The following is a 20,331-nucleotide window of genomic DNA, read 5'->3' as shown; positions in this document are numbered from 1 at the left end:
GCACCTCCGGGGTTGGTCGTCACCGGGCGACGACCGCGGCTACCTTGCTGATCGGCTCGGCAAGGGCGTTGATGCTGTCCGACAGTTCCTTCAGCTCGGTCTTGCTGAGCGCGGTGTGCAGCTTCCAGCCGTCGCCCGCGCGGTGCTTGCCGAGCGTCGCCTCGACGTTGGCGAACTCGGTGTCGAGCTGCTTGACCAGCTCGGGAGAGCGCTGCTCCAGGGCGGGGCGGAGCGCGGCGATGGCGGCCTTCGAGCCCTCCAGGTTGGCGCTGAAGTCCCAGAGGTCGGTGTGCGAGTAGCGGTCCTCCTCGCCAGTGATCTTGCCGCTGGCCACCTCGTCGAGGAGTTCCTTGGCGCCGTTGGCGAGCTGGAGCGGGTTGAGCTTCTCGGCGTTGGCCTTGGCCACGATCTCCTTGATGTCGGCCAGCAGCTGGTCGGCGATCGGGCCGTCCTTGCTGATGTCGCCGGTAGTCCAGAGGTCCTTCTCGATCCGGTGGAAGCCGGTGAACGCCATGCCCTCCTCGATGACCTCCTCCCGGCCGTCGATCTTCGGGTCCAGGTCGCCGAAGATCTCCGCCACCGGCTCGATCCGCTCCCAGTAGGTGCGGGCCACCGGGTACAGGGCCTTCGCCTTCGCCACGTCGCCGGCCTTGACAGCGGCCACGAACTCCTCGGTCTTCGTCAGCAGCGCGGCGGTCTGGCTGGTCACGTACCGCTGGTAGCTGGCGGTGGCCTGGCCCAGCGCGGCGTCCGGGGCGACGCTCGCGGCGGTGCCGCTGACCTTCAGCGCGGCACGGATGCCGCGGCCGCTCATCCCGGGCTTGCAGGCCGTCTCGTACGTCCCGGCGGGCAGCTCGACGCGCAGCTCACGGCTCAGCCCGGGGGCGATGTTCTCCACCTCGCCCATCACCCGGTCGCCGGCCGCGTAGACGTAGAACTCGTTGACCTTGCTGCCGGAGTTGGTCACCGAGAAGGTGGCCTGACCGGCGGTCAGCTCGGTGACGTCCACCTCGCAGGCGGTATCGGTGGCCTTGACCTTCACCGCGTTGCCGGCCTTCGCGGCCGACTTCCCCTCGGTGTCGTTGCTGCAGGCGGTGACGCCGGTGACGGCCAGCACACCGGCGGCGGCGAGCACGACGAAGCGGGTGGTACGCATCAGAGCTGTCTCTCCTTGAGAAGGCGGATCAGGCGCGCGGGCGCGCGGAGGCCGGGGCGTCGTCGACGGGCTCGGCCGGGACGGCGGCCGTCGGCTCGCCGGTCGTCGCCGGGGCTCCGTCCGTCGGGGTGGCGGCGGGCTTGGCCGGGTTGGCCGGGGCGGCGGTGGCCGGGGCGGCCGGGGCGGCTGGCTTGCGGAGGAAGAGCGCCAGCACCGGTACCGCGTAGGCGACCCAGGCGACCATCTCCAGCACGCTCGGGGTGGCGGTGATGTTGAACATGCCGGCGAGCAGCGCGGCGTACCAGGTGCTGGGGTCGAGCACCGAGGAGATGTCGAAGGCGTGGTTGTTCAGGCCCGGGAGGACACCGGCCTCCTGGAAGTCGTGCACGCCGTACTTGAGGATGCCGGCGGCGACCAGGATCAGCAGCGCACCGGTCCAGGTGAAGAACTTGCTCAGGTTGATCTTCAGGGCGCTGCGGTAGAGCAGGAAGCCGAGCACCACGGCGGTGGCGATGCCGCCGGTCAGCGCGAGCAGCGGGCCGCGGCCCGCGCCGCCAGCTGCGCTCTGGGCGGCGGAGTAGAAGATCAGCGCGGTTTCCAGGCCCTCCCGGATCACCGCGAGGAAGGACATGCCGGCCACCGCGAGGGAGCCGACCGCGAGGGCGTCGGTGAGCTTGCCGCGCAGCTCACCGGCAATCGTCCGGGCGGCCTTGCGCATCCAGAAGATCATCCAGGTCACGAAGACGACGGCGGCGACCGAGGTGACGGCCTCGAACAGCTCGCGGTCCTCCGAGCGGGCCAGCAGCGAGGTCGAGGTGTACTCGATCAGCCAGCCGAAGAAGACCGACAGCACCACGGCCAGGCCGACGCCGACCCAGACCTGCGGCAGTCTGTCCCGCCGCTGCGACTTCACGAGGAACGCGACCAGGATGCTGACCACGAGGGTCGCTTCCAGGCCTTCCCGCAGGCCGATCAGGTACGTGGCGAACATCGGTACTCCGTGATCAGTTAGGCACGCCTCAGTTAACTTAGGGCAGCCATACCTTCCTACTGATCCGACCCGCCGTCAAGTCGTTCAAGGCAACATCACCCTGTACACGGGGCATCCGGGGGGTGGCCGGCTGTGGCAGGATCCCGCCCAGCCCCCAGACAGGAACGACCGTGGCCGATGACCTCTTCACCCCCACCATCACCCCCGCCGCGTACGCCGAGCGCCGCCCGCCCTGGCGGCCCGGCTCGCTGGTCTACCCCGCGGTCTTCGGCGGGGCGCTCGCGGCCACCGTGCTGGCCCTGGTCAACGCCCGCCGGCTCCGCCTGCCCACCGGGGCCGCCCTGGCGATCGCCGGCACCGGAGCGGCCGCCCTGGTCGCCCGGCTGGTGATCACCGTGGTGCTGCTCGACGGCCGCACCTCGGGGTCGGCCCGGCTGGTCGGGGCCCTCTCCGGCGTACTGGTCTGGGCGGTGGCCAACCTCACGCAGAAGGGCCGGTTCCGCACGTACGAGATGCGCGGCGGCACGCCGGCCTCGCTGGTGAAGCCGGGGATCGCGGCGGCGCTGGGGCTCGGCATCATCGAGGCGGTCCTCATCGTGGTCGCGGCGGCGCTCCGGTGACGGCACCGGTGGACCAGCTCGCCCGGGTGGTCGGCCTGCTCGACATGAACCGGCCGGAGCAGGCGCTGGAGGAGCTGGGCCGGCTGCCCGGGTCGGTGGCCACCGACCGGCACGCGTACCGGCTGCGGGCGGTGGCGCTCAGCACGCTGGACCGCTGGGACGAGGTGGCCGAGGTGGCCCGGCAGGGGCTGGCGGAGGTCGGTCCGGACGCCGAGCTGCTCGGCCGGCTGGGCGTCGCGCTCCGGAGTCAGGGCGCCTTCGCCCCGGCCGAGCGGGCGCTGCTCGACGCGCTGGCGCTCGAACCGCAGGACCCGTGGCTGCTCTGCCAGTACGCCGACCTCTGCGTCACCGTCGGCCAGACCGACAAGGCGAGCCGTCTGCTCGCCCGCGCCGCCGAACTGGCACCGGAGAGCCCGGCGGTCTACGCCAGCCGCGTCCAGCTCGCGTACGCCCGCGGCGACGACCGGGCGGCCGAGCGGGTGGCCCGGGAGTTCCTCGGCCGGTATCCGGAGCACCCGGTGGCGCTGGCCCTGCACGGCGGCATCGCCGTGGAGCGCGGCCGCATCGTGGACGCGCACCGCTCCTTCGGCCGGGCGGTCGCGCACGACCCGAACGACCCGGACTACGCCGACGCGGCCTGGGAGACCCGCGTGTACACCCATCCGCTGCTGCTCCCGCTGCGCCCGCTCTACCGGCTGGGCATCCGCATGTGGCTCATCGCGGTGGGCAGCATCGCCGTGCTCAACCTGGCCAAGCTCTACATCCCCGCGCTCGTCGTGGCGCTCGGCTGGCTGCCCTACTGCCTGTGGTCCTGGATCGCCCCGCCACTGGTCCGCCGCCTGGTACGCGGCCGGTGGCGGTCATGAGCCACCCCGGGACGGCGGCCGTGCGGGCCGCCGCAGGAGGACGGCCGTGAAGGGGCTGCTGCCCTGGCTGGCTGTGCTGGCCCTGGTGCTGCTGCTCAGTGCCCTACGGCTGCGTCCGCTGGCCACCGCCGTCTCGCTGGCCTGGCTCGCCTGGTGCGTCTGGACCTGGATCCGCCCGACCCGCCGCGGCCCGGGCTGAGGCGGCCCAACCCGGCTCCCGGCTGCAAATGGCCGACGAGCGATATGCCTGAGAGGCATATTTATGCCTCTCAGGCATATCGCTGTCGAAGACACATGCCCTCGCCCTGGTCGCCGTCCGCACAGCGCCGGCCCGCACGCCGCGCGTCCGCACAGCGCCGGCCGGCGCACCGCGCGCCCGCCAGTCAGGCCGGAAAGACGGAACCGGGCCGGCCGCGCGTGCGGCCGACCCGGTTCCGGGTGTCGATCAGTAGCGGTAGTGCTCCGGCTTGAACGGGCCCTCCTGGGACACGCCCAGGTAGACGGCCTGCTCCTTGGTGAGGGTGCTCAGCTTGGCGCCCAGCGCCCCCAGGTGCAGCCGGGCGACCTTCTCGTCCAGGTGCTTGGGGAGCACGTAGACACCGATCGGGTACTCCTCGGTCTTGGTGAAGAGCTCGATCTGGGCGATCGTCTGGTTGGAGAACGAGTTCGACATGACGAAGCTCGGGTGGCCGGTGGCGTTGCCCAGGTTCAGCAGGCGACCTTCGGAGAGCACGATGATCGCGTGACCGTCGGCGAACTTCCAGAGGTCGACCTGCGGCTTGATGTTGATCCGCTCGACGTCGGAGCGCTTGGCCAGGCCGGCCATGTCGATCTCGTTGTCGAAGTGGCCGATGTTGCCGACGATGGCCTGGTGCTTCATCCGGGCCATGTGCTCGTTGGTGATGACGTCGAAGCAGCCGGTCGCGGTGATGAAGATGTCCGCCTGCTCCACCACGTCGTCCAGGGTGGCGACCTGGTAGCCGTCCATCGCCGCCTGGAGCGCGCAGATCGGGTCGACCTCGGTCACCACGACCCGGGCGCCCTGGCCACGCAGCGACTCGGCGCAGCCCTTGCCCACGTCGCCGTAGCCCATGACGACGGCCATCTTGCCGCCGATCAGCACGTCGGTGGCCCGGTTGATGCCGTCGATGAGCGAGTGGCGGCAGCCGTACTTGTTGTCGAACTTGCTCTTGGTCACCGAGTCGTTGACGTTGATGGCCGGGAAGAGCAGGGTGCCGGCGCGGTGCATCTCGTAGAGCCGGTGCACGCCGGTGGTGGTCTCCTCGGTGACGCCCTTGATGCCGGCGGCGATCCGGGTCCAGAGCTGACCGTCCTCGGCGAGCGAGCGGTGCAGCAGCCCGAGGATGACCGCGTACTCCTCGGAATCGGCGGACTCGACCGGCGGGACGACCCCGGCCTTCTCGAACTCGGCACCCTTGTGGACGAGCAGCGTGGCGTCGCCGCCGTCGTCGAGGATCATGTTGGGGCCGTGGCCGTCGGGCCAGGTGAGCACCCGCTCGGTGCACCACCAGTACTCCTCCAGGCTCTCGCCCTTCCAGGCGTACACCGGAACGCCGGCCGGCGCCTCCGGGGTGCCGTTCGGGCCGACCACGATCGCGGCGGCGGCGTGGTCCTGGGTGGAGAAGATGTTGCAGGACGCCCAGCGGACCTGCGCGCCGAGCGCGACCAGGGTCTCGATCAGGACGGCGGTCTGGATGGTCATGTGCAGCGAGCCCGTGATCCGGGCGCCGGCGAGCGGCTGCGCCTCGGCGAACTCACGCCGGATGGCCATCAGGCCGGGCATCTCGTGCTCGGCGAGCTGGATCTCCTTGCGCCCGAACTCGGCGAGCGACAGATCCGCCACCTTGTAGTCGCCCTCGGCGAGGGTGCTCGGCCGGGCCTCGGACGGCGTGCCGCTGGGGGCAGCCGGGAGGGTGCTGGTCATGGAAGCTCCTGTCGAACGATGTGCTGCGCAGCCTTCCACCTTACGCTCGCGGGCGGATGGAGCACGGCCCGGTCGGCGGACAGCGCACGGGGCGGTCGGTCGTGGACGGACTTTCCATCCACTAGCCGGCCGCCCCGTGCATCCCCCCGGTTTGGTTCCCCCGCGCGTTACCGGACCTTCGTCGCGACAACGCTGCGTACTCATAGAGTCACACTGAGCGAGAGTCGCGTCAAGCCATTTCGGGAAAGTCGGACTTGCGCCGAGCGCGGAGCGGGGCGGATCAGCTGAGACCGCAGGTGGCGACGTACGCCTCGCCCTCGCCTGCGATGACCAGCGGGCCGCCGGCCGCGGTCCCGATCGCCGCCTGCCCCGCCCCGAGGGTGACCGTGCCCACCCCGTCGTCCACGACGAGCTTGCCGGCCCGGCAGAGCACCACGCGCGGCCCGCGCACCGCCAGCCGCACCTCCGGGGTGCCCGCGTCCACCCGCACCCAGTGCAGCGCGAAGTCGTCCACCGGCACCGGCCAGGTCACCACCCCGGGCGTCACCTGGACCGGCGGGACGACCGGCTCGTCGAGCATCTCGAAGCGCAGCACCCGCAGCAACTCGTCCACGTCGACCCGCTTGGGCGTCAACCCGCCGCGCAGCACGTTGTCACTGGCCGCCATGATCTCCACGCCGGTGCCCCGCAGGTAGGCGTGCAGGTTGCCGGCCGGCATCCAGATCGCCTCGCCGGGGGCCAGCCGCACGTGGTGCAGCAGCAGCGCCACCAGCACGCCCGGGTCGGCCGGGTAGTCGACGGCCAGCGCACGGGCCAGCACCGCGTCCGGGCCGCCGGCCTCCGCCGTCAGCACGGCCGCGACCAGCCCGGCGCGCTCCGCCTCGGGCCAGCTCAACAGCAGGCGTACGGCCTCCCGCAGCCCCGCCGGCCCCTCGCGCAGCGCGGCCACCACCGGCTCCAGCTCCGGTACGCCGAACGCGGCGATCGCCGCGGCCGACTCCGCCGGGTCGCGGAACCCGCACAGCGCCTCGAACGGCGAGAGCGCGACCAGCAGCTCCGGCTTGTGGAACGGGTCGACGTAGTTGACCCGTTCCACGTCGGCGGCGTGCCCCGCCCGGGCCTGCTCGGCGTCCGGGTGGGCCTGCAGGCTCAGCGGGGCGTCCGCGGCGAGCACCTTGAGCAGGAACGGCAGCCGGATGCCGAACCGGGCGACCAGCCGCTCGCCCAGCCAGTTCTCCGGCTCGGCGACCAGCAGGTCGGTCAGGTCGACCGGGGCACCGTCCCGGTCGACGGTGGCCGGGGCGCCCGGGTGGGCGCCCAGCCACAGCTCGGCCTCCGGGCCCTCGCTCGGCACCGGGCGGCCCTGCAGCTCGGCGATGGCGGTGCGGGAGCCCCAGGCGTAGTCCCGGATCCGACCCTGCAGCAGTTCCACGCTCAACTCCCGGGGTGGTCGGCCTGTTCGCCGGTCTCCGACTGGGGCACCGCGGTGTGCGACGCGGCGCCGGTGCCGGCCTGGTCGGCGGCGGCGCTGTAGATGTCGGGCTCCAGGTAGATGACCCGGGCGATCGGCACCTCGCTGCGGATGCGCGCCTCGACGGCGTTGATGCCCCGGGCCAGCTCCTCGGCGGTGTCACAGGGCGGCACCGCGACCTTCGCGGCCACCATCAGCTCCTCCGGGCCCAGGTAGAGCGTCTTCATGTGGATGATCCGCTCGACCTCCGGACCGCTGGTGACGGCCTGCTCGATCTTCGCGAGGTCGTGCTGCTCGGCGCCCTCACCGAGCAGCAGGCTCTTGGTCTCGATGGCGAGCACGATCGCGATGGTGACCAGCAGGACACCGATCGCCGCCGTGCCGGCCGCGTCCCACCTGCCGTTACCGGTGATCAGCGTCATCCCGACGCCGAAGAGCGCCAGCACCAGACCGACCAGGGCGCCGAAGTCCTCCAGCAGCACCACCGGCAGCTCCGGGGCCTTGGCCCGGCGGATGAAGCGCACCCAGGACTGGTTGCCCCGGATCTGGTTCGACTCCTTGATGGCGGTGCGGAAGGAGAAGGTCTCCATCCCGATGGCGATCACCAGGACGGTGATCGGCACCCACTGCCACGAGGTGATGCCCTCCTTGTGCGACCACTTGTGGTACGCCTCGTAGAGAGCGAAGAGACCACCGACGCTGAACAGCACGATCGAGACGATGAACGCGTAGATGTAGCGCTCCCGGCCGTACCCGAACGGGTGCTGCGGGGTCGCCTCCCGCTTGGCCCGGCGGCCGCCGAACAGCAGCAGGCCCTGGTTGCCCGAGTCGGCGACCGAGTGGATCGACTCGGCCAGCATCGACGAGGAGCCGGTCAGGATCCAGGCGATGAACTTGGTGATGGCGATGCCGATGTTGGCCAGCAGGGCGGCGACGATCGCCCTCGTCCCGCCATTTGCGCTCACTGGTTCGACAGCTCCTTCATTTCGGTGATGGCCGGGACCGCCATCGGGTCCAGGCCGTGGGCCAGGGCGAGGTAGACCGAGGCGAAGTCCGGCACCGCCATCAGCGAGGCGAGCCGTTCCAGCGCGGAGCCGCCCTCGGCGGTGATCACGTCGCAGCGCACGCCGCGCCGCTCGGCGAGGGCCTGCACCGCGTCGGCCCGACGCTCCTCGACCGCGAGCGGCTCGTCGCTGTCGTCGTCGGCGTTGAGCCCGCCGTCGCGCAGCAGCACCAGCCGCAGCCGGGTGGCGTCGGGGTCGGTCTCCTCCGGGTCGGCGAAGATGTCCCGCTCCCCCTCGACCAGCCCGCCGAAGACGCCGTCGAGCAGGCCGACGCGGCCGCGACCGGCCTCGCCGAGCGCGCCGGTGACCACCGGGTAGCGGGCATTGGCCGACAACGTGTCGCCGAACCGGCGGGCGGCCACGGTGGCCAGCGGGGACGAGCCCCAGACGATCGGGATCGAGCCGGCCAGGCCCAGGGCCAGGGACTTCGCCGGGTTGACGAAGGACTCGGCGGTGGGGCGGCACCGGTCGGCGTCCGCGTCGAGCCGGGCCGCGGTCTCGGCCAGGTCCGCCTCGTTGACCTTCACCAGACCGAGCGTACGGGCAGCGAGCAGGACCGGCACGGTGAGCGCCCAGAGACTGGCCCGGGCCGGGGCACGCCGGGGCACCGGGATGAACGGCGCCCGGGCCCGCTCGGCCACCGACTGGAGCTGGGAGTCCGGCGCGCCGACGGCGACCAGCCGGGCACCCCGCCGGTGCGCGGCCTCGGCGGCGCCGAGCGCCTCGGGGCTGCGACCGGAGGCGCTGACCGCGATGACCACGTCCGCCGCGCCGACCCAGCCGGGCACCCCGGCGCTGCGGTGCGGGATGACCGGCACCGGGCAGCGCGGGCCCGCGACCGTGGCCAGCACGTCCCCGGTACGCCCGGCGGTGCCGATGCCGGCGATGACGACCGCCCGCGGCCGTCCCTCGTCGGCGAGCAGGCTCAGGTTGGCCTCGGCGGCGAGCGCGGCCGACTCCCGCACCTGGGCACCGGCCGAGGCGGTGAACCGGAGCATGCCGCCCGGGTCGTGCTCGGCGAGCGCGTCCGGATTGTCCAGCAGCGCCTCGTCGGCGTGCCGGCGCCCGCTGACCCCGGCCGTACCCTCCATCACCGCTGCGGCGCGGAGCCGCCGCGCGCGTCGTCCGCCGCGGGCCCGCCGCGCGCCTCGTCCAGCAGCAGCACCGGCACGTCGTCGCGGACCTCGAAGATCCGACCGCACTCGGTGCAGGTCAGGGTCTGAGCCTGCGCGTCGTATTCGAGCGGGGCGTGATGCGTGTCCGGGCAGGCGAGAATCTCGAGCAACTGCGGGTCCAGGGCCACGGCGCGGCTCCTTCCACGTATGCGGTCTCACCGGTCGGCGGTGCCGAGCGGCGCACGCGATCTTATCGGCGAACCGGGCCGGACACCGCGCCACGGAACCAGATCATCCGCCGCCCGGCGCTCCGCTCCGCACCACACGCGGTCATCACGACTGAGCGTAACGGAGCGCGGCGGCCCCGTCCCGGCTCAGCTGGGCAGGCGGGGCATGACGGTCGTGGCGTCGCCGCCGGCCGGCGCCGGCGGCTCGCCGCCGGGCTGCTGCCCGCCGGCCGGACCGCCGTAGACGTTGCCGGTGGGGCGGGGCGCCGGCGTGCCGCCGTAGCCGCCGGGGGTGGCGGGCTGCTGCCCGTGCACCTGGCCGCTCGGGGTGCCGTAGGTGGTGCCGAAACTGCGCGGCAGCGGGACCTCCGGGTAGCCGGCGGGCTGGTCGACCTTCTCCGCCCGGTTGCGGCGGACCAGCAGCACGATGAGGGCGATGCCGACGAGCACCAGCGCGATGCCGAAGAACATGATCGGGGAACCTCCGGAGGAGTCGTCGGCGGCGGCGCCCTGCCCGGCGGCCGGATCGAGCCCGGCGGCCGCGGTGTCGGCCGCGCTCACCGGCTCGTTAGCCACGGCGCTCTGCGTCGGGCTGGGGCTCGGCGAGGGCTTCCGCGACGGCGTCGGGGAGGGCGCGGCCGCTGCCGCACCCACCACCCGGGACGAGTCCGAGCCGCGGCCGAGCAGCCGGCCGACCGCGTTCGTCGCCTCGCCCACGACGGTCAACCGACCGCCGGGCGCGCCGGCCAGGAAGGCGACCCGGTAACGGACCGTGATGCTCTTGCCCTTGCAGAGGGTCGGGTTGGCCGGCGAGGTACGGGCCGTGGCCACCGTGCCGTCACCACCCCCGACACCCACCGCCTGCCACTGCCCGCCGATGTTCGCCTGCACCTGGACCTGGTCGGCCTGGATGCCGTCGAGCCGCAGCCCCAGCCCGGTCCGCAGCAGGACGCACCCGTCCGTGCGCTTGCGCACCTCGACCGCCACCGTGCTGGGCGATCCACCGACGGTGAAGCGGTCCGCCGAACGCACCTCCACCCGGTCGCCCTCGGCGAACGCCGGGGACGCCCCGACGGTCACCAGGCCACCCAGCAGCGCGCCCACCGTGGCCAGCCGCACCGCGTGCCGCCGAACCGACATGTCCACCTCACCGTTCCTCGCCCCGGCGGGGCCCCGCGGGTCAGGTTACTACCGGGCCAGGGTGGCCCCTGCTCATTGAGCGCCCCGGATGTGTGCGGCGCCACCCCGGCCCTCGGCCCGGTCCGATCAGGTCGAGGCGGCGGCGAGGGCGTCGCGGCAGAGCCGATCGGCCGTCCGGGTGGTCTCCGGCAGCCGGTAGCGCGGGGTCAGCGCCAGCACCCGGTCGACGGCGTTCGCCAGGCTCATCCGGTGGCCGACGCTGACGAAGACCGGCTTCACCCCGTCCCGGGTACGCAGCACCCGGCCGACCACCTCGCCGCCGTCCCGCAGCGGCGTCCAGGCGCCCCGACGTGGACCCGGCTCGTCCCATTCGCCGACCAGCGGCGTCTTGCCCACCCCGATCGCGGGCAGGCCGGTGACCACGCCGAGATGACAGGCCAGCCCGAACCGGCGCGGGTGGGCCAGCCCGTGCCCGTCGCAGACCAGCAGGTCGGGCCGGACGGTGAGCCGGTCCAGGGCGTCGAGCAGCGCGGGCAGCTCGCGGAAGGCGAAGAGCCCGGGCACGTACCCGAAGGCGGGCCGACCGACGCTGACCGCCGAATCCACCACGGCCAACGTCCGGGCGTCCAGCACCGTGACGGCCGCCGCGAGCCGGTCGCCGCTCTCCGCGTACGCGACGTCGAGGCCGGCCACCGTCGCGGGCGCGGTCGGTCCCGGCCCGGCCAGGTCGGCGAGCGGCCGCAGCTCCTCCTGTACGCGCAGCGCCTCCGCGACGCTGCCCGGCGGCACGTACGGCACCCGGCCGGTCGTCACGGCCGCTCGGTGTCCCGGCGTCCGGCGGCCGGGAGCGGTGTCCGGCACTCAGGCGGGGAGGAGGTCACCGCGTGCCTCGTCGACCCAGCGCAGGACGCGGTGCGCGCCGGCGGCCTCGGCGACCGCGGCGGCCTCGTCGATGAGGGCGAGCGACTGCTCGGGTTGGTCGGCCTCGGCGGCGAGGTAGCCGAGCCCGACCAGGTTCGCGGCGACCCCGGCCTGGAAGCCGATCTCCCGACGCAGCCGGGTGGACTCCTCCATCAGCTGCCGGGCCCCGTCGAGTCGACCGGCGGCCTGCTCGGTGAAGGCCAGATGCCGCAGCACGTACGACAGGGTCATCTTGTCGCCGGCCTCGGTGGCCAGCTCACGGGCGCGCGTGAAGGCCGGGGTCGCCGTGTCGTTGTCGCCGCGGATGACGTGGTGGAGGCAGCCCACCCAGAACAGCGCCTCGCCCTCGCCGCGCACGTCGCCGAGCGCCCGGTACAGCTCGGCGGCCCGCTCGAAGAGCCCCAGCTCGCGCGGGTCCTCGACCTCTTCCTCCAGGAACCGCGCGTGCAGCACCCGCCCACGGGCGAGCGCGAGATCCGCCTCCACCGCGTCGAGCGTCCGCTCGGCGACGGCCAGCGCGGCACCGTCGCCGGCGAACACCGCCTTCTCGTAGAGCTCCCTGGCCCGCTCGATCCGGTCCTCGACGCTCATACCCGCTCCCTGTCCTCGTCGGTTACTGACCCACTCGCCCGTCGATACGCTCGCGCAGCAGATCGGCGTGACCGCAGTGCCGGGCGTACTCCTCGATCATGTGCAGCAGCAGCTCACGCAGCGAGATCTCCTGCCCGTCGGACATCCGCGCCCGGACGCCCAGATCCGGCGTCCCGGCGACCAGCTCGTCGGCGAACGCGATCTCGGCCCGCCAGGCCCGCCACGCCTCCTCGACCACCGCCGGGTCCCCCACCGCGCCGTCGAACGCGCCGTCCCGCTCACCCTCCGGCGAGTAGAGCTTGGGCACGTCCTGACCGGCCATCACCCGCCGGAACCAGCTCCGTTCGACCTCGGCCAGGTGCCGCACCAGGCCGAGCAGCGACATCTTCGATGGCGGTACGGACCGCCGGGCGAGCTGCTCGGCGTCGAGGTCGGCACACTTCAGTTCGAGGGTCAGCCGATAATCGCGGAGGTACCCGACGAGCATCGACCGCTCGTCGTGGTAGCCGCCCTCGGAGCGCGGATCGTCCTCGGGGCGGACGAACATGTTCGACCAGGCGAACTGGGGCGCGGGCTGGTCGGTCTCGGTGGTGGTACGCGCGTCAGACATGCCCGGACCCTCACCCACGGTCCGCCCTCCCGCAACGCATATACGTCCTCACGCCTGGCTGGCGGCGATGGTGGGATCGGCGCCGGGGTCCCCGGCCCGCTGAAGCTCCTCCTCGAACATGACGAACGTCTTCCGCCGGATGCCACTGATCAGCGCTCGCTCCTGAGTCGTCAGGCGGCGACGCTCCGTGTCCGCGGCTTCCTCGATGGCCTTCACGGTCTCGTAGAGCGCGAAGACAGGGGCGTCTCCGCTCAGGTAGCGAGCTCGCTCGAACTCAGTCCATTGCACGAACTGGTCCGCCGTCAGCACGCTGATCTCACCGCCGACCGCAAAGAGGATCTCATCGACAAGATCGTTCGCTGGCCTCCAACCGCCCGAACCACGGTCCAACCGCCAGGCAGCAAGACCGCCGTCTGGGGTTGGCACCATTTTCACCGGCGCCTCGTAGTAGGTGAAGTACGCAGGCAATGTCAGGCCGGGCGTGGCACTCATCTGCCGGATCCTCCGCTCAGCGTCGACTCAAGTGCCGCCCAGAAGTGCTCGCGCTCCCGCCGCAGTATGCCCGTCCGGATGGCTGCTTCCATCCTGGACAAGCTACGGCCCTGTCTGGTGGCCACCGCCTCAAGGTCTCGCCTCACCTCGAAGAGGGCATGCTCCCAACGGGCAACGTCGTCGAGCGCAGTGAGCTGAAGGCGAAATTCCGCTATGTGGCCAGCGGAGGTGCGGACCATCAACTGGACGTCCCGGTAACCGCTGGCCTGTGGGTGCAGAAATCGATCCTCGAACTGCGCTATCTCAAGCTCGGATTCGTCTTTGAGGAGCATAAGACCTTCATAGAGGTCGTCGAGGCGACGGTAGGACACCCTTCCAGCCGCCAGATCCTTCAAACGGGATGCGTCACCGTCGTACTTCGCCACCTTGTCCTCGGCCCGCTGTCGGTCCTTCGGCCGCGGCCGCGGCCGAAACTCCGCTCCGCCTTGCGACGCTTCAACCAACCTTCGCCCCAGCTCGTTGACCTCGCCTTGCGCGACGGCCGCGTCCAAGTACAACTGATCCAGATACTGCTGGCGGTACGTCGCGTCGTCACACCGTTCTCCGTCGAAGCCAGGCTGAAAGGCTCGGCTTTGACCAAGGTCGAAGTAATTGCTGGCCTCCCGCTGGGCTTCTGTGAGCGGAGTGGGAAGGGCCGAAGGTAATGGCCCCGCGGCGACCGCGTCCGCACCCCGTTCGGCGATCTCATCCAGGACGTCGCCCAAGACGTCGATGGCCTGTTGGTGGCTGGCGAGGTGGTGCAGGGTCATCGGCCTGGCCGTCAGGGAGTTCGCCAGCTCCGGCGTCGTCAGGATCATCCGGACCAGGTCGGGGCGCTGCGTCACCTCCCGGACGAGCGCCTCGGCCAGCATCGGCTCGCCGCGCGGCGGCGCCTCCCATGTCTGATCCAGCATCTGCTGGAACTGGGGATCGCCGAAGAGCCGTGTCACGTCCCGGGCAGCCGCGTCGTTCAGCCCCGGCACCAGCCGGCGGAGCGCCGGCGCATCGAGGTGGTTCGCGAACTCGACGGGGGTCACCCCGGCGGCGAAGACCTCGTCGAGAGTGGTGCTGGTGGCGACGGCATCCCGAACGAACACCCCAGCCGAGATCCGGTCGGCGTGAGCACCCAGCCGATCGCGCCGCAGGCCGTCCGGATCCGGCCCGGGTGAAGTTCCGGCGGGTGCGGTGGCGCCGGGCGGGTCTGCGGTACCGGATTCCCAGAGCAGGTGGACGTGGTTGAAGTCCGGCACGTCGTCGACCGCGTCGCGCGGGGTCGGTGGTGGCGCCGGCGGTCGCGGTGGATCGGGTCGCGGCGGCGGGTCGGGCAGGACGTTGAAGTCGCCAGGTGGCCGGCCGGCCAGCGGCATCGGACGACCGTCCCGGCCCAGGACCAGCGCGTCGATCCCGACCACGTTCGCCTGACCCAGCACGCCGCTGTACGTGTAGAGCGGACGGTCCCAGACGTGCCCGCTCTGCGGGTCGAGGTAGAGCACCGTGCCGTTCTGGTTCAGCGCCACCCACGCGTGTGAGCCGCCGCCTTCCCAACTGGTGATGAGGAACGCGTAACTGCCGTGCCCACCCAGGAGCAACTGCTCGCGCAGGTCCCGGTATCCACGCTCGACCGCCTGTCCTGGCCCGAAGCCGGTCGCCGCGCCGGTTTCGGGGCACAGCTTCTGGAACCGTCCTCCGGTGATCTCCTCGACCCGTCGGGGACCGTCCACCTCACCGCCGACCGGACGACGGACGTCCCCCTGCAGGTAGCCGTCGAAGGTACGTGGTGCGGAAACCCTGGGCCGGCCGTGCAGCCACGTGTCATAGAGCGACAGGGTGCAGTCGAGGCAGTTGAGTCCCCGGGTGGCATCTGCCTGCGGGCCGCCGTCGTTCGCGAGCTGGAACCAGCCGTCGTACCGGGGGTCGGCGGTCCGCACGACGCTGCCGTCCGGGTTGCGCGGCATCTGTCGTTCGAGATCGGTCTGGTGCAGCGCGAGCGGTGGGCGCAGCCCACCCCGCACGCCGAATCTGCGGGAGCGGTCGATCGGCGGTGGATCGTCGTCTCCAGTCAATGCCGACCGGTCGGGCGTCTCGACCGAACCGGGTGCGAGGTCGGCGACGTCGTCGTTGATCCGGTAGAAGTGCGCGTCGTCCTCGACCATGACCTGCTTGGGCACGATCGACCCGGCGAGCACCTCCTGCGCCCGCTCACGCAGCTCGTAGCTCTCCTTGCTGGCCTCGAACGCCTCACGATGCCAACGCTGCGCAGCAAGATCATGGCCGGTCCGGCGCAGCTCCATCGCCTGGGCGGCCCAGTCGCTGGCCCGATGCTGGTGCTCGTCGGCCCGCTCACGGAGCCAGTCGGCCTCTTCCCAACGCCGCTTGTCCTCGTGCCACTCCCGCTGCGCCTCGAAGTAACGCTGGTAACGACGCCGGTCCAGCCCTTCGCGATCGGCGGCGCGACGGGCCGCGTGCGAGTCCGGCGTCTTCCGGCGGGGCAGCAACGGATCGGACGGCCCGGGAAGGACCGGCGAGGTGTCGTCGGTCGGCTGGGCCGGCCCGGGAGCCAACGCCTCCAGGAGCGGAAATCGCGGCGACGGCCTCGGGTTCGGGACCGGCGGACCGACGTCCCGACCGGGCGCGGTGGGCGCGGCAACGTGGGTGGGTGGTGACGCGGCGGTCGGCGCGGGCTGCTGGGTCAAGGTGCCGGCCGAGGGGCGGCCGACCGTGGTGTCGCTGCCACCGGTCCGGGGGGAATCGGTGACCACCGGCATCGATCCGTCCGCCATCGGCCGTGGCGTCGGTGCCCCGACGGACGAGAGGCCGGCGTTGACGGGGATCTGGCTGAGGCCTGCGAGCGGCTCCGCCGTCGTCGCAGATCGCAGCGGGGCATTGTCGACGTTGCCGGTCGAGTGCGCCGGACCGGCGTCGGCGAACGTCGAGACCGAGGACGCCAGGCGCGGATCGGCAGCGGTCGAGGAGGGGGTCGGCGTCACCCCCGCCTCCATCGCGACGGACGGGTTCGGGGACAGGTCGACGGTGACCGAGGCGGACGGGACCGACGCCGGAGTCGGGACAGGAGTGGACAGGGCGTCCTGGACGACAGGCCCGTCGATCGACGGCGCCCCGGCCGGCGGAGCAGCGACCACTCCGGGTCGAGGCCCGGACATCTCGGAGGAGGTCACGTCGCTGCCCGGACTGGCGCCGGCCGCCTGGGTGAAGGCGACCGATCGCGGCGAGCTCTCACCGAGGGTGTCCAGCCCGGGTGAGTCCGGGCCGGGCGCGAGGGCAGCCGTACCGTTGAGGTCCGTCGGCGGCAGAGGGGCGCCGGCGAGGCCGGCCATCCGCCCGTCGAGTCGGTGCTGCAGCGCGCTGTCCGCCTGGCTGGTGGTCGCGCCGCCGACGCCCGAGACGGCCGCCCGCGCCAGGTCCTCCAGCGAGGCTCCCTGCCCGGTGACCAGGCCGGCGGCACCCTCGGCGAGGGTCTCGCCGGTCATCTCCCGGCCGAAGTGCTCGCCGATCTCGGCGAACCGCCCGTTGGCGTGCCGGCCCAGGCCGGCGAGCGGCGCCACCGCGCCACCGGCGAAGCCACCGACCGCCGACATACCGACGTCGGCGGCGTCCAGGCCGTGTCGCCGACCGGTGGAGTTCTGGTATGCCTGGGCGGCGAGGCTGACCCCGGCCTCCTGTCCCGCCTCGACGAGCCCACCGAGCGCGGCCCGACGGGCGAAGCCGCGTACGCCGCTCTTGACGACCTCCTTCGCGGCCCGCTCGCTGGCCTCCTTGAGGCCCTCCTTCAGGGCCTTGCGGGCGAGCTGCGCCATGAGCCGCTTGAAGATCTGCTGAACCACCATCCTGCTGGTGGTGATCGCCACGCCGGCCGCGGGCGAGGCTGCGCCGGCGGTGAGCACCGTCGCTACCGCCAGCGAGAGCAGCTCGACGACCAGGATGCCCAGCTCTATCCAGACTTCGAGCTTGGCGCCCTCGATGTCGCAGCCGCACGACTCGACCAGCTGCCCGAGCTCGCCGGTGACCGCGAGCAGGACGGGCAGCGGCGCCTCGTCCCCCTCGGCCACTCGCCGCCACGCGGTGTCGAAGGCCTCGGCCACCGCGCCGATGCCGCCGTAGCCGCTGCGCACCTCGGACGCCGCCGAGGTCGCGTCGTCGCGCGGCCCGGCCAGGACGGCGGCAACCCCGTACCACTGATCGGCGAGGTCCCAGACAGCGCGCTCGTTCCCGTCAGGCCATTCCACCCCGACGACCCAGTCCAGGGCCTCGTAGATCCAGCCGGGCAGGTCCCAGGGGCAATAGCCAAGCGGGTGCGGGATCGGGCTGGGCAGCAGGCTCACGCGCGGATCCTCCGGAGGTCAGCGCCGGTGCCGCTGCGGGAACTGGTGCTGATCGGGGATGCGGCCGAGCTGGCGAGCGATCGCCTCGTCGTTCTCCACGGTCGCGGCGACGGATCGGGCCACGTCGGCGCCGAGCCCCGCCAGGGAGCGACCGACCATCTCCCAGGCGCGCAGCAGCGTCTCCTCGTAACGGCGATACTGCTTCTCGAACGCCGCGCCGATGTCGTCCCGACCCCAGGGCCGCTCGGCGCTCGCCTCCGCGATCGCACCACCCACCTGTCGCCGAGAGGCGCTGACCGCCTCACCCACGAGCGTCAGATCGGCTCCGCCGCGCCGGGCGCGGTCAGGGTCCAGCCAGAGCTGTCCGTCGGTCACGGCGATCACTCTGCCGGCCGGAGGACGCCGTCGGCGCGGCTCAGGAGGGCAGTGAAGTCGTTGGTACGGAGGAACTCCACCGACGGCGAGCCGGTTGGCAGATAGCCGGCGACCAGTTCCTGGGTCGCGGTCACGGCTGCGGCGGAGGCCCGGTGGATCGTCATGGTGATCTTCCGACTCAACGCCCTCGCATCGCGGTCGTGGAAGACCGAGGGCTCGACCTCCACACTGACCAGTTCACCCCGCGCGCCGACGGTCGCGATCACCTGCCCGTCGTCGGAGCGCTCGGTCACCCGCAGCTCAGCGAGTTTGACCTGAAGTTCGTCCAATCCGGACCGAATTCGCTGGTATTGGCCGTACACCTCGTCGAACCGCGCCCGCAGCGCGCGGTTGGCGTTCCGGTCCACGCTCTCGGTCAACGCCGCCCCTCTCCGTCACGGTCGGTAGGGCAGACCATACCGGGTGCCACGGAATCCGTGGGGTCCGGTAATTTCAGGCCGTGATCGAGCGTCAGCAAGCCGAGCAACTGGCCGCCGTATGGGCGCAACGGGACTCCGAACGGCTGGGGTTCCCGTGCACGCCGGTGGTCGAGGAGTTCGATCTGGGGTACCTCATCACCTCGCAGGTCGCCGTTCAGGCGCGCGCGCTCCCCGGCGACCTACCGACGACCATCGTCGACAAGCAGACCGGGGATGTGTCCACCTGGCCGCGCCTGCCGTTCCCCGCCGTCGAGCAGATGTACCGGCAACGTCGACCGCCCGAGCCCCGCGCTCCCCGAACGGTGGACCCGACCAGCCAACTGCTCCGCGAGATCACCCGGCTGCCCACGCCGGGTGCCGCCGCCCACCTCACCCTCGACGGTCGCATCCACCGGGCCTTCGGCGCCAAGGGCGAGATCGAGCTGCACCACCATCCGCTGGTCCGGGCGTACCTCGACGAGCTGCCGCCCGGGCAACTGGTGCGCGGCGGCGATCGGCACGCCGAGATGATCGTCGTCTCCGACGTCCTGCACGAGTACGACCACAACCGCGCCCTCGACGGTCTTCCCCCGCTGACCATGGAGGAGGCGGAGACTCTGCTCGGCCGCGCCGGGATCGAGTTCTTCCGAATCCGCGAGCCTGGCGATCCGGCCGGCGGACGAGCTGAGTTGCCCTGCGACTCGTGCATCAACTTCCTGGTGCGGTTCAACGTGCTGCCCTGGTCGGATCTCGGCTACACCCAGGTGAGGCTTTCGGACCCGCGGGTCGACCCGGACCCGGGACGCTTTCCGCCGGAGGTCACGAATTCCTTGGTCATCGCCGGCTGGCGTCCCCACTTCGGTGACGAGGTGCTTGCTGCCGCGTCTGTCCGGGAGGTGACCGCGGTATCCGGCAGGCGGCACTCCCACCAGGTGTTTCCGGTTGTCATGCCGACCATCACGGCGTTCCCCGGTCTGGTCACCGGTCGCAAGGGCCCTGGAGAACAGGTCTGGATCTCGCGATTCAACATCCGCCCCCGCCAGACCAGCCACACCGCCGATACGCTGGCCGACTTCGGGGCCGTGCTCGGCGTACGGCTCTTTCCGCTGGGCACCGAGCGCGGTGACAGCATCATCGCCGTCGACGAGCACGGCCGGATCTTCGCGCTCGACCAGGCCGGCGAGTGGTTCCTCGGCCCGGACATCGACGCCGCCCTGACCACCCTGCTGCTCGGCCGGGCCCCCGCCTGGGTACGCGACGACGGGACCTGGTGAGGCCCCGGCCGCGAAGGCGACCGGGGCCGGGCCGGGCCGGGCCGGGAACGATCGGATCAGTTGGCCCGCGGAGGCCCGCCCCACCCACCGGTGGGAAGTCGCTCGCCTGCCACGGCGAGGATCCACAACACCCACCGCAAACCCGGTGAACGTTAGTGGACACCGCACTAGCTGAGGACGACCTGCTCGTCTCCGAAGTCCGCGACGATCTGCAGCTTGCCACCGAGGCCAGCCACGTATCGCGCGATCGTTCCGAACTCAGTGGTCGACAGCTCACCCTTCTCGATGGCCGAGACCCGAGCCTGGGAGACCTCCATCCGGCCGGCCAGCTCGGTCTGGCTCACGCCATGACGTTCGCGCACCTCCTTGAGGCGCTCGGCGCGTACCTCTCCGAGCATCCGCTCGGTGTGCTCGGCGACCTTGTCCTCATCCAGGTTCATGCGGGAGCGAGTGTCCCGCCAACTGGGTGCCATCAGCGTTCCCCCTTCAACTCCCGCAGGTGTTCGGCGAACAGCTTGTCGGCCACAAGGATGTTGGTCTCGTACCAGCCCTTCCAGTTGCCAGCCTTGTTCCCAGCGACCAACAGGATGGCCGCCCGGTTCGGATCGAAAGCAAACAAGATACGTATCTCGGTAC

Annotated in this window: 21 protein-coding genes; 4 read left to right on the top strand and 17 right to left on the bottom strand. The window is 71.9% G+C overall.

The genetic code is table 11. The features are described from left to right. Window positions 1-19: 19 nt before the first annotated feature. Both efeO and efeU read right to left on the bottom strand, forming a co-directional pair. Window positions 20-1,156, bottom strand: a complete 1,137-nt coding sequence (gene efeO / locus ACTWO6_RS05165; protein WP_446218497.1) for an iron uptake system protein EfeO — start codon at window positions 1,154-1,156, stop codon at window positions 20-22. 28 nt (window positions 1,157-1,184) lie between these two features. Continuing rightward, a complete protein-coding gene (efeU, locus tag ACTWO6_RS05160) occupies window positions 1,185-2,147 on the bottom strand; it encodes an iron uptake transporter permease EfeU (RefSeq protein ID WP_446218496.1) in 963 nt (320 codons plus the stop codon). 170 nt (window positions 2,148-2,317) lie between these two features. Here efeU and ACTWO6_RS05155 point away from each other — a divergent pair, with 170 nt between their 5' ends. Genes ACTWO6_RS05155 through ACTWO6_RS05145 form a run of 3 tightly spaced genes read left to right on the top strand, consistent with a single transcriptional unit; the run spans window position 2,318 to window position 3,832 of the window. Beyond that, window positions 2,318-2,767, top strand: coding sequence for a hypothetical protein (locus tag ACTWO6_RS05155; protein ID WP_446218495.1), 450 nt, complete (start codon window positions 2,318-2,320; stop codon window positions 2,765-2,767). Next, a complete protein-coding gene (locus ACTWO6_RS05150; RefSeq protein WP_446218494.1) occupies window positions 2,764-3,633 on the top strand; it encodes a tetratricopeptide repeat protein in 870 nt (289 codons plus the stop codon). The genes ACTWO6_RS05155 and ACTWO6_RS05150 overlap by 4 nt, the downstream gene beginning before the upstream one ends. Window positions 3,634-3,679: 46 nt before the next feature. After that, a complete protein-coding gene (locus tag ACTWO6_RS05145) occupies window positions 3,680-3,832 on the top strand; it encodes a hypothetical protein (protein ID WP_165439892.1) in 153 nt (50 codons plus the stop codon). A 246-nt stretch (window positions 3,833-4,078) separates the two neighbouring features. Here the strand turns inward: ACTWO6_RS05145 and ahcY are convergent, their stop codons facing one another. From ahcY to ACTWO6_RS05080, 13 genes are all read right to left on the bottom strand, one after another. Next, window positions 4,079-5,578 (bottom strand): adenosylhomocysteinase, encoded by a 1,500-nt coding sequence (gene ahcY, locus ACTWO6_RS05140; protein ID WP_446218493.1) that lies wholly within the window; start codon window positions 5,576-5,578, stop codon window positions 4,079-4,081. Window positions 5,579-5,858: 280 nt separating this feature from the next. Further along, the gene (gene manA / locus ACTWO6_RS05135; RefSeq protein WP_446218492.1) at window positions 5,859-7,010 is read right to left on the bottom strand and encodes a mannose-6-phosphate isomerase, class I; all 1,152 of its coding nucleotides are present in this window, start codon (window positions 7,008-7,010) and stop codon (window positions 5,859-5,861) included. Between the two features lie 2 nt (window positions 7,011-7,012). Beyond that, window positions 7,013-8,014: a cation diffusion facilitator family transporter gene (locus tag ACTWO6_RS05130; protein ID WP_446218491.1), complete on the bottom strand. Its 1,002-nt coding sequence runs from the start codon at window positions 8,012-8,014 to the stop codon at window positions 7,013-7,015. Continuing rightward, window positions 8,011-9,207 (bottom strand): SIS domain-containing protein, encoded by a 1,197-nt coding sequence (locus tag ACTWO6_RS05125; protein WP_446218490.1) that lies wholly within the window; start codon window positions 9,205-9,207, stop codon window positions 8,011-8,013. The genes ACTWO6_RS05130 and ACTWO6_RS05125 overlap by 4 nt, the downstream gene beginning before the upstream one ends. Next, the gene (locus ACTWO6_RS05120) at window positions 9,204-9,416 is read right to left on the bottom strand and encodes a Trm112 family protein (protein WP_446218489.1); all 213 of its coding nucleotides are present in this window, start codon (window positions 9,414-9,416) and stop codon (window positions 9,204-9,206) included. The genes ACTWO6_RS05125 and ACTWO6_RS05120 overlap by 4 nt, the downstream gene beginning before the upstream one ends. A 186-nt stretch (window positions 9,417-9,602) precedes the next feature. Continuing rightward, window positions 9,603-10,595 (bottom strand): hypothetical protein, encoded by a 993-nt coding sequence (locus ACTWO6_RS05115; protein ID WP_446220563.1) that lies wholly within the window; start codon window positions 10,593-10,595, stop codon window positions 9,603-9,605. 126 nt (window positions 10,596-10,721) lie between these two features. Further along, window positions 10,722-11,408, bottom strand: coding sequence for a deoxyribonuclease V (gene nfi, locus ACTWO6_RS05110; protein WP_446218488.1), 687 nt, complete (start codon window positions 11,406-11,408; stop codon window positions 10,722-10,724). Window positions 11,409-11,456: 48 nt separating this feature from the next. After that, the gene (locus ACTWO6_RS05105) at window positions 11,457-12,107 is read right to left on the bottom strand and encodes a tetratricopeptide repeat protein (protein ID WP_446218487.1); all 651 of its coding nucleotides are present in this window, start codon (window positions 12,105-12,107) and stop codon (window positions 11,457-11,459) included. Between the two features lie 22 nt (window positions 12,108-12,129). Continuing rightward, on the bottom strand, window positions 12,130-12,717 hold the full coding sequence (locus ACTWO6_RS05100) for a DinB family protein (protein ID WP_446218486.1): 588 nt from the start codon (window positions 12,715-12,717) through the stop codon (window positions 12,130-12,132). A 48-nt stretch (window positions 12,718-12,765) separates the two neighbouring features. After that, entirely contained in the window at window positions 12,766-13,209 is a 444-nt protein-coding gene (locus ACTWO6_RS05095) for a hypothetical protein (protein ID WP_446218485.1), read from the bottom strand. After that, a complete protein-coding gene (locus ACTWO6_RS05090) occupies window positions 13,206-17,588 on the bottom strand; it encodes a toxin glutamine deamidase domain-containing protein (protein WP_446218484.1) in 4,383 nt (1,460 codons plus the stop codon). Before ACTWO6_RS05090 ends, ACTWO6_RS05095 begins: the two co-directional genes overlap by 4 nt. 18 nt (window positions 17,589-17,606) lie before the next feature. Further along, window positions 17,607-17,963 (bottom strand): hypothetical protein, encoded by a 357-nt coding sequence (locus tag ACTWO6_RS05085; protein ID WP_446218483.1) that lies wholly within the window; start codon window positions 17,961-17,963, stop codon window positions 17,607-17,609. Between the two features lie 5 nt (window positions 17,964-17,968). Beyond that, window positions 17,969-18,370: a YbaB/EbfC family nucleoid-associated protein gene (locus ACTWO6_RS05080; protein ID WP_446218482.1), complete on the bottom strand. Its 402-nt coding sequence runs from the start codon at window positions 18,368-18,370 to the stop codon at window positions 17,969-17,971. A 92-nt stretch (window positions 18,371-18,462) separates the two neighbouring features. Here ACTWO6_RS05080 and ACTWO6_RS05075 point away from each other — a divergent pair, with 92 nt between their 5' ends. Next, window positions 18,463-19,695: an SUKH-3 domain-containing protein gene (locus ACTWO6_RS05075; RefSeq protein WP_446218481.1), complete on the top strand. Its 1,233-nt coding sequence runs from the start codon at window positions 18,463-18,465 to the stop codon at window positions 19,693-19,695. A 167-nt stretch (window positions 19,696-19,862) separates the two neighbouring features. Here the strand turns inward: ACTWO6_RS05075 and ACTWO6_RS05070 are convergent, their stop codons facing one another. Continuing rightward, the gene (locus ACTWO6_RS05070) at window positions 19,863-20,135 is read right to left on the bottom strand and encodes a helix-turn-helix domain-containing protein (RefSeq protein ID WP_446218480.1); all 273 of its coding nucleotides are present in this window, start codon (window positions 20,133-20,135) and stop codon (window positions 19,863-19,865) included. 32 nt (window positions 20,136-20,167) lie between these two features. Continuing rightward, on the bottom strand, window positions 20,168-20,314 hold the full coding sequence (locus ACTWO6_RS05065) for a hypothetical protein (protein WP_446218479.1): 147 nt from the start codon (window positions 20,312-20,314) through the stop codon (window positions 20,168-20,170). Window positions 20,315-20,331: the final 17 nt, after the last annotated feature.

The organism is Micromonospora sp. IBHARD004 (genome assembly GCF_052814115.1).
This window is presented reverse-complemented; position numbering and strand designations above follow the sequence as displayed.

Bases quoted from the DNA above. Each gene is read 5' to 3' on its own strand.
- efeO (WP_446218497.1), bottom strand. From the start codon at position 1,156: ATGCGTACCACCCGCTTCGTCGTGCTCGCCGCCGCCGGTGTGCTGGCC.
- efeU (WP_446218496.1), bottom strand. From the start codon at position 2,147: ATGTTCGCCACGTACCTGATCGGCCTGCGGGAAGGCCTGGAAGCGACC.
- ahcY (WP_446218493.1), bottom strand. From the start codon at position 5,578: ATGACCAGCACCCTCCCGGCTGCCCCCAGCGGCACGCCGTCCGAGGCC.
- ACTWO6_RS05115 (WP_446220563.1), bottom strand. From the start codon at position 10,595: ATGTCGGTTCGGCGGCACGCGGTGCGGCTGGCCACGGTGGGCGCGCTG.
- ACTWO6_RS05105 (WP_446218487.1), bottom strand. From the start codon at position 12,107: ATGAGCGTCGAGGACCGGATCGAGCGGGCCAGGGAGCTCTACGAGAAG.
- ACTWO6_RS05100 (WP_446218486.1), bottom strand. From the start codon at position 12,717: ATGTCTGACGCGCGTACCACCACCGAGACCGACCAGCCCGCGCCCCAG.
- ACTWO6_RS05095 (WP_446218485.1), bottom strand. From the start codon at position 13,209: ATGAGTGCCACGCCCGGCCTGACATTGCCTGCGTACTTCACCTACTAC.
- ACTWO6_RS05070 (WP_446218480.1), bottom strand. From the start codon at position 20,135: ATGAACCTGGATGAGGACAAGGTCGCCGAGCACACCGAGCGGATGCTC.